The sequence below is a fragment of the Prevotella sp. E9-3 genome, assembly GCF_022024015.1.
GTDB lineage: Bacteria > Bacteroidota > Bacteroidia > Bacteroidales > Bacteroidaceae > Prevotella.
Genome location: NZ_CP091786.1, coordinates 965,134 through 984,186, shown reverse-complemented (window position 1 = coordinate 984,186; position 19,053 = coordinate 965,134). Strand labels below are relative to the sequence as shown.

General features: G+C 46.2%; 8 protein-coding genes and 2 pseudogenes. All 10 read right to left on the bottom strand.

Annotated features, from left to right (window positions below; all coding sequences use genetic code 11):
* Nucleotides 1-26 precede the first annotated feature (26 nt).
* Nucleotides 27-3,116: a TonB-dependent receptor gene (locus tag L6475_RS03540; protein WP_237822551.1), complete on the bottom strand. Its 3,090-nt coding sequence runs from the start codon at nt 3,114-3,116 to the stop codon at nt 27-29.
* 5 nt (nt 3,117-3,121) lie between these two features.
* Nucleotides 3,122-4,894, bottom strand: coding sequence for a RagB/SusD family nutrient uptake outer membrane protein (locus L6475_RS03535; protein ID WP_237822549.1), 1,773 nt, complete (start codon nt 4,892-4,894; stop codon nt 3,122-3,124).
* Between the two features lie 12 nt (nt 4,895-4,906).
* Nucleotides 4,907-7,996 carry a SusC/RagA family TonB-linked outer membrane protein gene (locus tag L6475_RS03530; RefSeq protein ID WP_237822547.1) on the bottom strand — a complete coding sequence of 1,030 codons (3,090 nt, stop codon included), beginning with the start codon at nt 7,994-7,996 and terminating at the stop codon, nt 4,907-4,909.
* A gap of 23 nt (nt 7,997-8,019) precedes the next feature.
* A complete protein-coding gene (locus tag L6475_RS03525) occupies nt 8,020-9,102 on the bottom strand; it encodes a DUF4961 domain-containing protein (RefSeq protein ID WP_237822545.1) in 1,083 nt (360 codons plus the stop codon).
* Between the two features lie 19 nt (nt 9,103-9,121).
* Nucleotides 9,122-9,583: a DUF5004 domain-containing protein gene (locus tag L6475_RS03520; protein WP_237822544.1), complete on the bottom strand. Its 462-nt coding sequence runs from the start codon at nt 9,581-9,583 to the stop codon at nt 9,122-9,124.
* A gap of 26 nt (nt 9,584-9,609) precedes the next feature.
* Nucleotides 9,610-11,460: a RagB/SusD family nutrient uptake outer membrane protein gene (locus L6475_RS03515; protein ID WP_237822542.1), complete on the bottom strand. Its 1,851-nt coding sequence runs from the start codon at nt 11,458-11,460 to the stop codon at nt 9,610-9,612.
* Nucleotides 11,461-11,582: 122 nt separating this feature from the next.
* Complete coding sequence (locus L6475_RS14565) at nt 11,583-11,819, bottom strand: alpha-L-rhamnosidase C-terminal domain-containing protein (RefSeq protein ID WP_370641674.1); 237 nt, start codon at nt 11,817-11,819, stop codon at nt 11,583-11,585.
* A 12-nt stretch (nt 11,820-11,831) separates the two neighbouring features.
* A pseudogene (locus L6475_RS14560) lies at nt 11,832-13,622 on the bottom strand (family 78 glycoside hydrolase catalytic domain); the annotation flags it as partial.
* Nucleotides 13,623-14,108: 486 nt separating this feature from the next.
* Nucleotides 14,109-16,667 (bottom strand): annotated as a pseudogene (locus tag L6475_RS14555) (glycoside hydrolase family 2 protein); the annotation flags it as partial.
* A 90-nt stretch (nt 16,668-16,757) separates the two neighbouring features.
* Entirely contained in the window at nt 16,758-19,052 is a 2,295-nt protein-coding gene (locus L6475_RS03505) for a GH92 family glycosyl hydrolase (RefSeq protein ID WP_237822540.1), read from the bottom strand.
* Nucleotide 19,053: the final 1 nt, after the last annotated feature.

Below are 19,053 nucleotides of genomic sequence, written 5' to 3'. Positions count from 1 at the left end.
ATACTAATATTATTCTAAGAGGCAAATCAGAAAGATACAGACACGCCGAAGTTCAGTACTCGCTGGTTCATATAGGCATCACCGGCAGAGTTGGTCTGAATTTCCGGATCCTGTTGGTACTTGTCATAACTGGTCCAGGTGAACAGGTTGTACGCATTCATATACAAACGCAGCGAACTCAGGAAGCGAGGGGTGAGTTTGCGGGGGAAATCGTACGACAGGTCGATGGTCTTCAAGCGAATATACCAGGCATCGATGAGCCAAAAATCAGACATGTAGGCTGCTGCACTGTTCACTGTCGAGGGGTTACTGGTGAGACGGGGGAAGTCAATATTTTCGCCACTCTCATAGCGTTCCTTGGTCCATCGCTGCAAATGCAGGGGTTGAAACTGACTCTTGAAAGGTTCAATACCAGTGCCCACCACACTGAAGCTATAGTTGAAAGAGCCTTGGAACAACACGCTCAGCGTGAGCCCTTTCCACGATCCGCCAACAGTCCATCCGAGTGTTGTATTGGGAAGATTGGGCAGTCCGATGGCACTCTTATCATAGTCGTCAATCACGTGATCTCCATTGAGGTCTTTGTATTTCAGATCTCCAGCCTGAACAGGCACATCGGTATTGGGCACGGCTGGTGCATTGTCGGCTCCGGTTGAGATAAGAGCAATATCTTCGGGAGTATAGTATCCGTCCCAAGTATAGCCGAACTGCTGACCAATAGAGTGGCCTGTCTGTGCCAACCAGGGATACATCTGTTGAGCCTCAGCCATATACTCAATTTTGTTCTTAGCATAAGAGAATACGAAGTTGGTGTTGAACCCCCAATCGCCCCAGTGATTGCGATAGCCTATCTGTCCGTCTATACCCTGATTGGTAGTGCGGGCTATGTTGACAGGCGACGTGCCCACACCGAGCATCAAGGGAATATCGTTACGATAAACCAACTGGTCGTAGCGCTTGTCGTAGAAATAGTCAAGAGTGAATGATACAGAATTCCACAAGTTTACATCAATACCGAGATCAAATTTCTTGGCCTTTTCCCATGTCACGTGGTCATTGCCTAAGGCACCTTCGCGATAGCCGGGGAAGTGTTCTTCCTCGTATTCGGCAAAGTAGTAGTCACGTCCCTTTTCGTAAACCTGATTGTAGAGATAACGGTTGCCCATAGCCACATCTGAGCCGACCAGACCGTAACTGGCACGAATCTTCAACAGGTCGAAGCCCTTTACGTGTTTCTGAAACCATGGCTCTTCAGAAATGGCCCATCCCAAACCAACAGCAGGGAACCAACCAAAACGATTGTCTTCACTGAAACGATCGGAACCATTGTAGGCAGCGTTGAAGTCAACAAGATAGCGATTCTTGTATTTATAGCTGAGTTTGATTGTTGTTCCCATGAATTTCTCGGGGACCTTAGGCTCGCTTACCCATCCAGGAGTGTTCAGTTCGGTGGTAGTGCTCTCACGGTTGTAGAACAACATGGCACTCACATCATGGGCATCATTGAATACTCGCTGGTAGTTGACCGAAGCCATGAGGTTCATATCCTTAATGGCGGTACGAGGCTCGACAGTGATAGCAGGAACACCCTTGGTAAACACATTATCCGGATTGATAGTGTAAGTATCGTTAGACGAGTTGTAATGCCATGTGGGGAATTCACCACGCCATGCCGAACGGGCATTCTCATCGATGGTCGAATAGGCCAGACGCACACTTGAAGACAGGCCTTTGGTGAGGAAGTCCATCTTCCAGTTGGCCTGATAGAGCAGGTTGTTGTCGTTACGACGCGAACGAACATATCCCTCATTGGCCAGTCGGGCGTTGAGTGTAGGACGGCGTGAATCAGTATCATAAAGATAGCTGTTGGTACCATTGGGATTCATCACTGGTGCCGAATAAGGGTGCATGGCCGAGAAATTGTAGATTTCGCCTGTAGCATTAATACCGCGCGGTTCGTTGATATTCATGAAGCGAGAAGTAATATCGAGGCGCATATCCAGATTCTTAGTCACCTGAAAATCGAGGTTTGAACGGAAGTTGAATCGGCGATAGCGATAGTTACTATTCAAATCGTCGCCAGAATCAAAGTCGCGCACCAGACCATCCTGACTGAAATAGCCTACTGACACGAAGTATTTCAAGCGCTCTGAACCACCACTCACGTCAACATTGACGTTAGACTGTTGGGCTGATTCCTTGAAGATTTCGTCGTACCAATTCACATTTGGGTGACCATAAGGATCATCACCAGTGCGGAAATGTTCCAAATCGGCATCGGTGAAAAGGGCTGGACGGCCATCGTTCTGATAGGCCTCGTTTACCAATTGGGCGGTCTCATAACTGCCCAGGAATTTTGGAGTACGCACAGGCATCTGAACACCCGTTTCCATGCGGACATTGATTTTTGGAGCTCCACTCTCACCACGACGAGTCTTTACCACAAGAACACCATTGGCACCCTTAATACCATAGATAGCGGTAGTAGAAGCATCTTTCAGGATAGAGATACTCTCAATCTCGTTTACATTAATCTGCGACAGTTGGTCATAGGTGTATTCAACATCATCGACCACAATCAAAGGCTTATTACCATCGCTGTTCAATGAACTGACACCACGGATAAAGAAGTCGGAAGCATCCTTACCAGGCTGGCCGCTACGCTGCTGCGAGAAGAAGCCAGGCAGTTTACCAGCCAATGTATTCTGCACACTGCTCACTGGAACTTTCTGCAATTCCTTACCGTTGATAGCACTTACGGCACCTGTCATAGTGATACGCTTGGCCTGTCCATGGCCCACAACGATGACTTCTTCAAGGTCACTGTTGTCGGGCTGCATCACAATATCAACCACTTGGTTAGTGCCCACAGTAACATTGTGTTCACGATAGCCAATATAACTGAACACCAGTCGCTCGCCCTGACTGGCCTTAATGGTATATCGACCGTTGAAGTCAGTTACCGTAGCACGATTGGTGCCCTTCACTTTGACGGTGACACCAATCATTTCATCACCGCCATCTGCAGCCGTTACTCGTCCGCTTAGTGTGAGCGATTGCGCCATAGAGAGCATACTGATGCTCAGCGCTGCGAGAAAAAATATGAGTCGTTTCATAAGTACTATTTCCAATTAGGGTTCTGAACCATGTTCCTGTTCTTGTTTACTTCGCTATAGGGAATGGGATAGAGATAGTTGCGAGTGTTGAAGCTGACATTCAGCACATCCACACGATTGTAGGTGAAGCCACCTGTGGACTGTACAATCTGCATACCCTGAAGAGGCTTGCTGAACACCTGCTCGGCAATACGCCAACGGCGAATGTCATAGAAGCGGTGCTCTTCGAAAGCCAATTCTATACGGCGCTCATTGCGAATCACCTCACGCATCTCATCCTTAGTCATGTCCTGCTTCAAGCCATAGCGATAGCCCGTAACGTTGCCTCGCTTGATGCCGGCACGATCGCGCAATTTATATAGCGCATCGTAAACATCGACCGTAGGGCCTACACTTTCGTTCTCGGCTTCAGCAAAGTTCAGCAGTATCTCGGCATAGCGGAACATCACCCACAAATGATATACAGAACTGTATTCACTAGCTTTCTCGAACTTACCCATGAACTTACACGAATAGTAACTGGTGAGAGAATAGTCGGCACCATTGGCGGGATTATTGGTTCCGCCCTGCCAGGTTTCAAGGGTAGTGCCTAACCATGTGCTGCCATTGTGGAGGATGGTCATGTCCAACCGAGGATCACGATTACTGTAAGGATTGGCATCACTATAGGCATAGGTAGGACTGTCACCACGTTTACGGCCGTCGGCCATGGGGAAGGCATCAACTAAATTCTGAGTAGGACAGGTACGGCCATGTCCTAAACGAGTGCCAGTAAACCCAAGAGGGCCATTGTTAGACTCAACACTTGTACTCTGACCGTTCTGACGGAAGAAAATGAGCTCGGGGTTTGAACCATAGCTATAGAAATTCAGGAACACGTCACGTACATCGTCGGTCAGAGTGATACTATCCTTACCCTTATGACCTGCGCCATTAATAAAATCGCGGGCAGCATCGGCAGCCACCTTCCAGCGATTGGCGTCATAGTCGGGATAGCCCACCAATGGATTGCCAGCCTCAACAGTATTGCCATTGAACAGCGGACTGGCTGCATAGAGCAACAAACGCGACTTCAAAGCCTGACAAGCTTGTTTAGTAGGAGTATGGGCAAACTCAGCCAGATTGGTCAATGTGCCCACACTACGTAGGGAATCCTGAATATCATCGAGCTCTTTCACAATATAGTCAACACACTCAGCAAAGGTGTTGCGAGGCAGTTCCATATCATCGTTCAAATCAAACACCTTATCGCCCACGATAGGCACACCGCCATAACGGCGCAACAACTGGAAGTAGAACCAGGCACGCAGAAAACGAGCCTCAGCCTTGAAAGATACTCCAAGATTGCGCGTCTGTCCCAACGCATTGCGATAAGTAGCGCGATAAGGTACACGGTCTATACCTGATATAAGTACATTGACCTTGCGAATACCAGTATAATACTCACCCCATCGCATGTCACTGTTCACACGGTTGCTGGCAGTATAGCGCCCGGTAGCCAAACGCAACACATCGGGTTCGCCATCCATGTCGATGCTGACGGCATCGTCAGTAGAGGCATCAAGATAGTCACCCCCCACACGGTTGTGGCCATTCTCCATAATATCATAGATACTGTTCAAGTACTGACGTGCCTGTGTGCCCAGCGAGTCGGTAGTAGAGAACAGATAGTCGGTGGTGAACTCATCGGCCGGCAGGGGCTCATAATCGTCCATGCACGATGTGAGTATAACGGCAAATGCCGCCGGGAGTAAGAAAATATAATGTTTAGCTTTCATACCGTTTCGTGTTTAGAAATTGAGACTGATGCCTGTGAAGAAACAACGCTGCAGAGGCGATGAAGTGAACGACACCTCTGGGTCAACAAGATCACAAGCCGAGAAAGTTACTAAATTCTGGGCATTGACAAAAACCTTAGCCCGAAGCCCACTCAAATAGTTACGACAGATAGTCTCGGGCAAATTATAAGCCAGGGAGATATTCTTCAGGCGAATAAAATTACCAGAATGCATCCACAACGACGAGTTGTAGTAACCTCCGTAGTTATAGGTATTTCCACCAACAGACAGACGAGGATAAGTGGCTGTTGAGGCTGTCTCAGGGGTCCAGCGTCCTATGATATTCTGGTAAGCCTGACCATAACTATTACCGATGCTTTGGAAGCCCTCAACCAGAGTACGGTCGTTCACGTAAAGATCACGATTATACACGCCCTGCCACATCATTGAGAATTCGAAGCCATGGAATTCCAATCCCATATCCAAACCGAAATAGTGTAAGGGTTTATCACCTCCTATCACGCAACGGTCATATTCATCAATAATCCCATCGCTATTCAAATCAGCATATTTCACATCTCCAGGCTGAACCTCAGTACCCTCCATCACAGGATATCCATTTGCTATATCTTCAGCTGAGAGAAAGCCAATAGCCTGCAAACCATAGATTACACCCACAGGACGACCTGTCTGACGAAGGTAATTGTAGGGTTGTTCCTGCTCGTCCATAAACAGCAGTTTGGTCTTTTCCAAACTCCATGAACCAGATACATAATAGTTCAATGGGCCTACATGATCTTGCCATGTAAGGGATACATCGAAACCTTGTCGGCGCGAACGACCGATATTCTCCGTGGGATAGGTTGCACCCATCAGTTCAATACTCTTACCTCGTGTCTGGAGCAGATCCAGATACTTATCGTTATAGTATTCAATAGTTCCCGACAACCGGCGGTTCAACAAAGCGAAGTCAAGACCGATGTTTAGTTTATGAGCCTTTTCATAGGTAATATACTGATTGGCTATAGGCATTGTCTCAGTAGTAAAGATACCGCCATTGGTACTCTGCGAAGACCCCTGCGGATAGGCTGCCGTGGCATTCTGCGAGAAGCGCTGACGATACTGGTAATAGCCAGAATTGTCAATACCATTACCTGTATGGCCATAGGTGGCACGTAGTTTCAGTTTGTCTAACCATGTGGCCTGTTGCATAAACTGTTCACGACTGATGTCCCAACCTGCGCCAAAGGCAAAGAACTGACCCCAACGATTGTCGGGTGCATATCGGTTGAAATAGCTCTGTGTGGTAGCGGCTTGGAGGAAATAGCGACCGGCATAGTCATACTGAACAGTCTCCATGATGTTGCTTGGAATCATAGGCAGGTCATACTGAACAACCTCATGACGGGTATCACCCATCACACTGGCTTTCAGATGATGTTTGCCGAACTGACGCTCGTAGTCAACCGAGAGCTGACCATACAGGTTCTGATAGGTCGATACGGCACGGAAACTATTACTTTGAGTTACTGAATTTCCATAAAGCAGATAGGTCGGTTTGCCATCAACGATACTGAAATTATATACTGGATTCTGTTTAGTACGGATAATGGCCGTACGTGTCTGCTGGGCCACGCTTCCCGCAAACTTGGCAGAGAGTCCCGTCACCAATTTATTGAAATCATATTTCAGTTTCAAGGTTGCAAGTACATCACGAGTATTATCGTTGATATAGCCAGACTCAAATCCCTGGGCAGCAAGGTTATTGGTATGAGCCATGGTACCGCCCCAAGTGCCGTCAGGATTCTTCACAGGATAAGCATTGTTTGGAGTTCGCCACATATTCAACAGCAGGTCACTGTAACCGGAGCCTGAACCACCAGGCTGATTGCCCTCAATCACACGTCCAATAGCCGTCATCGTGGCAGTGAAATCATCGGTAATATTAATATTCACCTTCGACGAAATCATATAGCGATTCAAATCGAGATTGGTATTATAGCCATTCTCATCATTGGTTTTGAAAAGTCCTTCCTCGTTGGTATAGCCTAACGAAACGAAGAACTGTGCCACACGACCTCCACCTGATACATTCAGGTTGTAACTCTGTGAGAGAGCATGATTGTTCATCAACTCATCGTACCAGTTTACATCAGGATGTATAAAAGGGTCGTTCTGATTGGCATAAGCATCTCGGTCAGCAGCATTGTAAATAGGAGCACGGCCATCATTCTGTAATGCCTCATTCAGTAGATAAGCATACTGAGCGGCTGAAACAGGTTTGGGCTCGTTCACACTGCTGTGAATGCCCCACTTGCCAGTGAAGTTGAAATGCATTTTCCCAGAAATAGGATTCTTCGTGGTCACGATGAGGGCACCGCGCGAACTTTTCATTCCTAAGAACATAGAAGAAAGTGCATCGCGCTGCAATGTTACCGACTCAATAGCTTCGGGATCGAGCGAAAGTAGTTCACGCTCCACGCCATCGACAATAACCACAGGCGACATGCCGCGCGCACTGAGCGAGAAACGCGTGTTATCACCAAAGGGTGTCTGACCGTAACTGGCCGGACGGAATCCAATAAGATCGGAAGAAGTATTCACTGAGGTACGAGGCAAGTCGGAACCACGATATTGTGAGATATTAAAACCCGCCATACGTCCCTGCAACGAAGTCAGAATATCAGTAGAGAGGTATTTCTCCATATCCTTTCCATAGACGGTTGATACACTGCCCAGATTGGCATCGACGGAACGAGTACTTCCATCAAACAGGACAAGAGGTTTCTCTTCGTCCTTGAAACGCTCAGTAAGATGAACAGTATAGGTCTTTGTTTTATAAGACGAGTAGCGTTCTTCCTTGTACAGATAGCCGATATGCTTAAAAGTTAGCACGTCGCCATTTTCAAAAGTAAGAGGGAAAGTGCCTTCAGCATCGGTAACAACAGATGTATTAGCACCCTTCACACTAACAACAACGCCTGCTATAGGATTATTGCGCTCATCGCATACCAAACCGCTTTTCTGCTGTTGAGCCAGTACTGCTGTTGCTGAGAGAAACAGCATGACAGCGGCTAAAAAAGATTTGTATGTTGTTTTCATAATGATACTGCTTAAGAGGGTTGTCAATCGCATTCAAACTTAAAATTGAAGTTTTTACGGTCGCTCATACTGGGTGGTAGAGGTGTGCCAAACTGCACAAAGTCATCGTCAGACTGAGTGAGACGTATAGAACCATCACGATTAGTAAAATAATACTCAAAATGATCCATCTGCTCGTCAATGGGAACCCCAAAGAAACCTGCAGGCCATATAGTGATACTATAAGTCTTTCCTTTAGAATCCAAAGGTTTCATACGGGTAGCATCATTACGCTGGTCGATGGTATATACCTTGCCATCAGTAGTCACAGCCTTACCTTGCAAATAGATATCGCTCTCATTATAGAGAGGATTACCACTCTGATCGACATCGCCCTGATAACTGACAGTCACATAATCATTCTGCAACGCTGTAAGAGGTGAGATACGATTGAAATGACGGTTACAGAAATCTATTGTTGCACCAACGCCGCCAACCACCTCGAAACATTCGGAGGCGAAAGTAACTTTCTGCTCGTCATTACTTCCACTAAAGCCATTGTCAGTATGATTGACGAAAAAGCCAATCTTACACTTCAGATTATGACGGCCAGTCTTGGTGCGAATAAAAATCTTATAGGTTGGATCCTGATTGTTACGAATATTCCAGGTAATATCACTCTGATAGGTTACCCATTCCATATCATCAAGCACATTGGGACCCACACCATACTCATTCACCAGACACTGGCGCCATGTACGACCGCCACCACTCTTTGGCAACTGCGACTCTGGAATGACCGACATGGACATTTCTACATTTCGATCATCGGCCAAATCACATTTATAGGTCACTACTGCATGATTGGCCACATCCCAGTCTTTAGGAGCAAGAATAGCAAATACCAGTTTGGTATTGATACCGTTATTGTCGGTTGTACGGCACTGCACATGTCCGTTTACTGTAAACAGAACATCTGAATTTGCCTTTGCATAGTAAACCTCTTTACCATTCTCATCGAGCTGGGCAATGGTATATCCATCGAGAAACACGCAACCGAATACTGCGATAGCTACTACTAGAGCAAGGCCCAACACAGAGAATTGATGTTTTAAAATCTTCTTCATAGCGTTCTATTCTAAATAGTCATTGGTCTTGACGCTCCATATAGTAGGTATATACATTGCTGGCACACCCTGGAGAGAGAGTGATTTGCAAAGAACGGAGACCATTGGTTACAGGAAAATTAAAATCTACGTCAACACTATTGGCAGCCCCTTGTTCAAGGAAAGACAAGCGGAACGGGAACTGAGGATCATCGGTTTTCCACGTTCCGTTGCGTTCTACAACAAAGGGTAAGTAGTTTTCCAGCTCGTAAGTTCCATTACTATTCATACGCAATGCAAACTTTGTGAAATCCATCTCACTTGTAATATCAATATTGTTACGCGTCACGGCTTTCAACTTCCATACACCACTCACGTCCTTGACTGCCTCAGAAATCTCAAAGGGATTCGAGTCATCATTGAACTGGCTGCAACTTGACAATAGGCCCAATCCTACTGATAGCATTACAGTCCAAAAGTCTGAATATCTGTATCGTTTCATGTTATTTCAATATTTAGATTTTTCAGTTAGTCGTAATAAGGATTCTGTTTCAGCGCTGGTGTCTTCACTATTTCAGCATATGGAATAGGCCAGAAGTACATTGCCTTGCGGAAAACATGGTTACGAACTACAAATTCACGCGGTACATAGGTCACCTTGTTGTTTTCATCAACTACACGGGTAATCTCAAGACCATGCATAGGCTGATTTTCAGTTTTCTCGGCAATCATCCAACGACGCACATCAAAGAAGCGGAAGCCTTCAAAAGCTAATTCTATACGACGCTCATTGCGAATAGCCTCACGCATTTCATCCTGCGTCATACCAGCCTTCAGCCCATACATGCCATCAGTTCCAGGAGCAATACCAGCCCTACGGCGAATCAGTTTAAGAACTTCCAAAGCACTATAGGTATTCCCGTCACCAAGGGTCTCCGAGAAGTCAGGACCTTTCCATTCGTTGACTGCCTCGGCATAAGAGAGGAGTACCTCAGCAAAACGAATGAGTGGGCGCGATTGCAATGGTTCAATCCACCAGTTGCCAGAAGCTGCACGAGGCAACATCTTACGTGTATAGAGTCCTGTTGGCGTACCGGAATAGACAGCATCCTGAGTAGAGTTTTCACCCTTATAGGTATAAATAGGATAGAAATAGTCAGTCTGATTACAAATCTTGCTACCGTTATAGATGATTGACACGTCAAAACGAGGATCACGGTTCTGATTTGGCTGCAAAGGATTATAGGCATAAGAACTCTCTCCAATCGGTTTACCGTCAATCATTGGAAAGGCCTTTGCCAAATCATAATATGCATAGCCGGCTGCACCGTTGCCACCACACGATGGAGGGTCAAGCATCTGGCAGGTAGTAATTCGTATTTCCTGTTTCTTCATCAGAATAATCTCCTGATAAGCTGCAAAGGGGTAAGAGAATGCCCCATCGCTGGTCACGTTGACAAACTCACCAGGTGATTGGACTGCATAGAATCCCCACCCTGGCTCAGGCTTTCCATCGTTGGCATCAGGAAATTTATGACAGGTATGCACCTCATACAGGCGATAGTCACCCTGCATCTGCATAGCACGTTTCGCTGCCTCATACGCACGCTCCCAGCGCTGTGGATCAGCATTGGCATACCCCAACAGCAACTTGGTATCATCGGTACCAAAACCGCTACCATTATGCAAAGGAGATGCTGCATCAAGGGTAACACGCATAATAAGAGCATAGCAGGCAGCCTGACTGATTCGGCCATTGCTTCGACCAGAATTGCGAGGACGAAGTATATTATCGGCCAGAATAGCATTACACTCATCAATAATATAGTTCACACAGGTCTCGTAGCTCTGGCGGGTAGCATCAATAGGCTCGTTAGCACCATAGATTTTATCATACACTATAGGAACACCACCATAATGTCGCAATAATATATAATAGTACCACGCGCGCAGGAAACGGGCCTCAGCTTTGTACTGAAGCTTGGCTGATTCAATCATCGGAGCATCACCAATGCGTTGCATAAATTTGTTACACTTGCGTATGTTTGAATAGCATTTTTCCCAAGCGTCAGTAGTTACAATAACAGGATTTATCGTTCCTGTGGCAAAAGCCAGTCCAGAAGAAATGCGTGATGAAGCACGCGGTTCAGACTCATCGGTGGCACATTGTAGTCCACCTTCACCAAAACGGTCAAGATCGGTGTCAAACCCTATGTCAGCATAGATATCCGTAAGGAAACCAGCGGCATAGGCACTGTCGGCAAAGACGCTTTCCTCACTCAGGTCGGTGGTCGCTGTCTGATCCAGGAAATCATCACCACAAGATGCTATCCCAATAATCATCAGAAATAGCACAAGATAGTTACCTTTTCTTTTCATAGATTGTTTATAATATTTATTAGGTTCCGTGTAAGCACAACAGGATAAAGTTATAGTTCATTTGGTGTTATGTACTTAGCACGATTGAATAGTTGACTTCCACTAAAAGGTAAGTGTTAATATTATTTAAACATCCATTGTCCCGATGTTACCTTGTGCGTCTTGCCTGCCCAGCAAACATCGGCATTCACACCTACCGGAATGGTCACAACGAGGGAATCGGAATTCCAATCCACCTTCAACTCACCATAAGGAGTAGGCTTGGTGGCTTTCACCCACTCTATTCCCTGTGGGCGCTGAGGTGCTATCAAAACATGACGATAACCAGGTTGATTAACATCGGGTTGAATACCGGCCAATGCTTGATAGAACCAAAGGCCTATACCATTGTAGCAGTTGTGAACACGGCTTCGCTCACCATTCCAATATTCCCACGTAGTGGTAGCACCATTGGCTATCATATTCAGATAGCCAGGATAATCGGGCTGTTTCAATAGTTCGAGCATGAAATCGGAAGCTTGATTGCGAATGGTCCACTCTGTGAAAATGGGTACACCTAACAAACCTACGGCTATATGACTGTTATAGACTGTCTTTGAACGATTCAAAAGCGTACTTTTCACTGTTTCGTACAAAGCAGAAGGGACAGCACCTACTAACATAGGATAAGACATGTCGAGAGGTGATCCTGTACCATAGGTATGGGTATCGTCATGGTAGAAAGTTTCATGAATGCGCTTGTTTAACGCATCTCTACGTACTTCGTAGGTGGTAGCATCTTTGCCCAATACACAAGCTATCTGAGACATAGTTCCCAAACACTCGCTAAGAAAGCAATTGTTGACAAGAAGAGGTGACTCGCCCCCCACATCTACGCCATTGGGAGCCAACCAATCGCCAAGGAACCACATCCTGTTGGGCGTATCAGGCCAGGGTTGGAGGATACCATCAACCATATACTTTTCGGCATAGTTCAACCACAGATTCATTTTATCGAAGAGGCGTTCCAAAGGTCGCTTGTCACCATAATTCAAATAGGTACGCCAAGGGGCTTGAACAATAAAACCACTCCAATAGGGACCGCCGCCACCTCCACCTGCAGGTGCCACATAGGGCAATGAGCCGTCATTCTCCATAACGTCACCCCATGCAGTAAGCCAGTTTAGGAAAGTGGGAGATACATTATACATAGTCTGCAAGGTCATAGTAGAAGAATTGCCATCACCGCCATATCCCATTCGTTCCAAATGCGGGCAATCCACCATATATCCACTGAAAGTTAAACAACGCATAGTATAGCTTATCATATCGTGGATAGCATTGATATCAGTATCGGAGGAACTGAAAGTTGCGTGTTCATCGTCAGTTCCCGAGATTTGAAGAGCACAGAGTTCCGGGCGAACGTCTGAACGGACACGAACATAGCGAAAGGCATGATGGTGAAACTTATTCGAAAACACTTCCTGAGCGCCACCACCAGCGATATAGATATCGCCTTCACCCTGACTCTCAAACTTTCCACCTAAGGGAATATAGTCGGTATAGTCAATTGTGACTTGCTGACCATCTTTTGTATCATCGAGATGCATCTCCACCCATCCCGTAAGAACACGTCCCATATCGAAAAGCCACTCGCCAGGTTGAGACTGTTCAACACTCACCGGATGTACCCTGTCGATAATCCTATTACCCGCGAACATTTGTGGAGTAGCCGTCATTCCAGTAACGGTAAACTCACGAGCCGACACCCATTGGCGTTTGTCCAAAGTCGAGCTCATCATATCTACAGGAACCAAACGAGCATCAACGCGCTCACCCCCAAACTGCAGGGGATACCAATTGCCTGTATATTCATATCCACTGGGCGATGCAAGCCAAGAGGAATCTGTTTGTCCCGATATTTCCCACTGATTATCCGTCAATTGCTCTATCTGAGCCTTCACCAGCGCACCTTCATGCTGAGCCTTGAAAGTATTGTTACGATACCATCCCTGACCGGCCCAGATAACAATATCGTTCAATCCTTCTTTCACATACTGGCTTACATCGTAGGTAACGATCAGTGAATGCTGACTAAGCTGTGACATGGCTGGCTGAAGAACGTTCTGCCCCATCCTACGACCATTGACATAGAGTTCATGATAGCCAAGAGAATTCACATAAACAAAAGTCGTATGATGGGACGACAGCTTCACTTGCTTGCGTAGCAAAGGAGCTTGCATGCTACCATATTGTGGATCCATGCCTATATACTTACCGGCCATACCATTCAATAGTCCTACGCTAAAACGAGACACCCCACTCCAATCTGACGGTTGTTGATGCTCGTCCCAAACTCTTACGCGCCAATAGCATAATTGACGAGATTGAAGTTGTTTTCCAGAATATGGAACCATCACTTGTTCCGCGCTTTCAACACGTCCCGTGCTCCAAAGATCGGCTTTACCTTTCAAGAGCGACAGACTATCGGAGCTAACTTGAATTTCATAAGCCACCTGCGAAGCACCATTTACAGATGCTTTTAACTGCCAACTAAAATGAGGTTGAACATTGTCGATGCCCAATGGATTAGTTAGATTCTCGCACAATAGTTTACCAATCTTCAAAGTAGCTCTGTTCTCTACTTTTGACAACACACGTTCTTTATGGCCAAAGGGTTTCACGAGCACTTTGACAGATTCTGGCATTTTCTCAGCCTCAAAGGTGACAATGCGTTCCTCGCCCGGCATTAGAGTTATATAATTATCGCTCCAGATGACAGGTAACACCCTACTGCCAGTTTTGGAATCAACTAGTCGTAAACGGTTAGCAAAGGCTACGTTCTTAGACGGATTCTTCAAACGAATCTTTCCTTTTCCATCTTGCGTCACCGTAAGGCGTACTTCAGGCATTTTAGCCAGACTACTATAATCGAGGTCTCGCTCAGTGTTCGTCCAATAGAAATTCTCAGAGAGTTGTCTGCCGGCAGAATCTTCCAGCAGCAAACGAACAAACAACATACCTTTCGGCAAATTGTTCAACACAAAAGCCTCTTTTTTGTCACTGGCAGGAACTGTCAGTATCATTTCACGCCTGTCCAACTGCTGTCCGTCAATATTGAAAACGAGGGCTTGGGCCTTCACATTGTTAAGCGCCTCGCCTGAAGTGTTCACCACCTTCACGCTTCCTGTCAGACAGTTCCACTGAATATGATGATGTTCACATGCTTTGCGAGCGCCCCAATAGCATCCCGTCGGATCATAATAATAATCATAGGTCTGCCATACAAACGAAGGATAGGCTGGATGACTCATCCAAATAAGCAATCCTGAGGCATCGTTCCACATTTTGTCCTGCCAGGCCTCATACATGCCGCGCATATCCTCATAATTAATCAGTTGGGCCTTCTCACAGAACTCCTCCAATGATTTTGATGCGCCATAGCGATTGTCAACAGATTCACGATAGCCCACAGGATCTGCATTCAAAGCCTCTTTGCCAAAGAAATGATGATTCCAAACATTGTCATCCTCATTTTTCAGTTGGTCGTCGGTTGGCAAAGGCCATTGATCTTTTTTGGGAATAAACAGGCTGACACTCTCATATTGGGGGAAAGTGGCCATACCAATCTCTGAACGGAATCCATAACCAAAGGTATTCCCATAGGGATAGGAAGGCTTGTTAAAAGCCAGGTTACTTGCCGAGGTTTCAAAATGATGGCGTGGGGGGAGGTCTTTCCACCATCCGCTACCGGAAAGTGCATCCTGATTTGAACAAGACTTATAGATACGGTCGTTACCGTCTTCTTCCATCACTATCATACGGAGAGCCTGGTCAATATCTGCCACAGGATGGGTTTCGTTGGCGCCACACCAAACAGCGATAGAAGGATGATTGCGCAGTCGTCTAACCTTGTCGCGTGCATTCCGCTTGAAGGCATCGTGTTCTACTACATCGTTCCATGCTACATAAAGCCAGAAATCGTTCCACACCATTATTCCTTGCTCATCACAATAGTCATAAAACTCATCGTCTGTTACACAGCCTGTCCACAAACGAATCATGTTGTAGTTCATATCTCGATGCAGGCGAATTTTTGTTTCATACTCTTTTCCGTGACAACGCAGCAGATACTCACTCATGCCCCAGTTTCCACCTTTCACAAAGAGACGCTGACCATTAATATAGAGTTGGAACACAGGATAGCCAACATCGTTCGTTTCAATACGATAGTCATAACGCTTAATTCCAAAACGCAATGAACGCTGGTCGGAAAGTACATTACCCACCTTACAACGCAGTTTACATTCATACAGATTAGGCTGGCCATAACCATTTGGCCACCATAATTGTGGATGACGAATCACAAGAGCTTCTACATCCTGATGATCCACACGCAGTTGGGCTGTATCACCGGCTTCTACTCGCAAGCGCTTAGTGAAACTAATATTACCAGGCATAATGGTACCCTCAATCGTTACATCTTTCGCTTGGTCAGAATAATTGGCGACATCAGAAAGAACCGTCAACTCAGCGCGTTCTTTCCGTGGAAGGAAACTACGCACCCACGGATCAACAAGTTGTACATCTCCAGTAACTTCTAATCGGGCATGCCCTGTGATTCCTGCCAAACGTCCAGGAATATATGGCATCCAATCCCATCCTGCGCCAGCCAGATAACTGGGGCTGCATGCTACTCCATAAGGCCCTTCCGCTTTACGGGTTTTCTTTTGGTCTGGATCGTAGATTTTCACTTCTACCACATTTTTCTGATGCTGATAGAGACTGGTCACATCAAAACGTGAACGAAGCATGTGCCCACTAATGTCTTTCTCTGAATCAGCAGTTCCCGACACTTTCTTTCCATTGAAGAACACATCGGCATAACGGTTTGTATTGTCTAAACAAAGCCATACATGCTGACCGTGCATGGGTTTTTGCGGTAGTACGACCTCAGTACGATACCAAAAAGGACGACTATACTTTGTTTCATCTACCTGATAAATATTGCTGCCGTATTCCGGGCATTTTTCACGGCCAGCTTCAACATAAGCAGTAAACACAGTTCCAGGCACCACACCTGTTATTGCATCGTGCATGTTACGCTCAGGTGCTAGTTGCCACTTTATATCAGGATTACTGCTATCAAGAGAAAAATGCTGCAATTGAGCCGTAGCCATCAGAGCTACTAACCACAGGAATGCAGTTAAAGACCTTCTTATATTCATTTGATATACGAATCTATTATCTTTGGTTATATTTCATTTTATCTATTCACTGAAGGAGTTAAGAACTCCCGAAACTTAAAAACTACAAAACTAAGGTTCCATTTCAAGTTCTAACACTCCGCCATTCATTATATCGGAATAATCAATCTGCCAACCATCCAGCATTTTTCCATTCAGTCTGGCCTGTTTGATGAACACATTCGAATCGCTTGTGTTATGAGAAACTATAGAAAAGTTCTTTCCATTGGACAGGTGGTAAGTGACACGGGGGAACACAGGACTGGTTATTTCAAAGCGCGTATCACCAGGACAATACTGATGGATGCCTGAAGCCGCCAACACATACCAAGCCGACATCTGCCCCACATCCTCATTGCCTACCAATCCTTCCACTTTATCATGATAGGCATTCCTGCAGATGAAACGAGTCCAATACTGGGTTTTACGTGGTTGTTCCAAACGATTGTAAAGGAAAGGAACGAAATGTACAGGTTCGTTGGCATGGTTGTAATAAAGATTCCAATACATCTGCTGAGGGGTCTTGGCAAACATGCTGTCTAAACAGGCAATCACTTGTTCACGACCACCCATCAAGCCCACCATCCCATTCACATCGTGAGGAACGAACAAACCTTGTTGAAGAGGATTACACTCCATACATCCATACCACTCCTTCAATATTCCTTCTTCGGGCCAAGACATCCACGAGCCGTCGGCCTGACGTGGACGGAACCAACCTTTCTCTTTGTCAAAAATATTGTGATAGGCCTGTCCCTTTTCTTTGTATATTGCAACATCTTCACTCTTTCCTAACATCTCTGCCAAACGGCTTATACACCAATCGGTATAGGCATATTCAAGAGTGTACGACAAACAGAGTGAGCCGGGAGTATAGCCAAGTTCGTCGTTGCCAAAACGGGCAGAAGAGTTTTTAGCATACTGATATGCAGTATCAACATCATATCCTCGGATTCCTTTGGCATAGGCATCGGCAAGCACGGAAATAGCCGGATTTCCCAACATGCAACCGCTATAGGCATTGAGCAGTTCCCAGCGTTCAAAATAGCCTCGGCCACTTTGCTGAGCCATTGTGGTGAGCGAGGCTAGCATATCAGAAACCAGTTGTGGGTTGATGATGGTTTGCAATGGCATCTGACTGCGAAATACGTCCCAACCACTAAATACTGTTCGTTTGGTAAAGGAACTGTCAGCCTGATGAACTTGATAGTCGCCTCCTACATAACGCCCATCAACATCCTGATGTATGCGAGGATCTATCATGGTGTGATAGAGGGCAGTATAGAACACCGTTCGTTCTTCAGACGTTCCTCCCTCAACTTCTATACGACTCAATGCATCGTTCCACTGCTTGCGTGCTGAGCGACAGGCACTTTCGAAATCCATTCCAGCTGCCTCTTCCTCGAAATTGCTGCGTGCACCTTCTATATCAACATAAGATATGGCAAGGCGCATTTCAACCTGTTGGTTGGCTGATGTAGGAAACTCTGTAAAGAAACCGATGTGTGAGCCTTCCATCTCAGTGGTGTCGCGAAGAATACGAGCCTGAGCCACACGTTGCAGATAGTCATCGCTCGTAACGTTTTCGAGCAGGCGAGGCTCATCGCTTTTGATATCGGCCGACCAAAAGCCGTATGTTTGCATAGGCTGACTTAAACGGGCATGGAAATAGACAGTATAGCGAGAATGCCCTTGACTATTTCCCCAACCACCACCTTCGGGCAGACACTCGGCCCATCCTTCAATGATGCTGTCATTCACAACATGCACATACTCTTTGGAAGCAGTTCCCCCTACCCTGCGCGCTAAATCTATCTGAATCCGTGAGAGTGTATCTTCGGGGAAAGTGAAACGCAGATAGCCACAATGGGTACTTGCTGTAGCTTCCACCCGAACGCCATAGTCGGTCAGTGTGGCGGCATAGTAGCCTGCTTTAGCCACTTCGGTCTGTTTGTCGTAGTGCGAGCGCCAACCGCTGATGGAACCATCTTCTCTACCTGCTACTGTTTTCATTGGTCCTACGGTGGGCATCACTGTCAGATTGCCCATATCGCCATTCCAGCCTATGCCACTCATCTGAGTCATAGAGAAGCCTTCGATGGTCTGATGCTCATAGCTATAGCCAGAGCCATTATCGCCGCCGGTAATGGTTTGAGGACTCACCTGAACCATGCCGAACGGTGTGGTTGCACCAGGAAAGGTCTTTCCCAATCCGTGGTAGGCACCGGCTGCATCGACATTTGTACTTGCGCCAATAAATGGATTGACATAGTCGGCTGGTGTGAGTTGTTCATTACTGGAACAACCAAATTGACACCCTATAAGGGTAATGAAGCCGAACAAGAACAGATGGTATCTTAAACACATA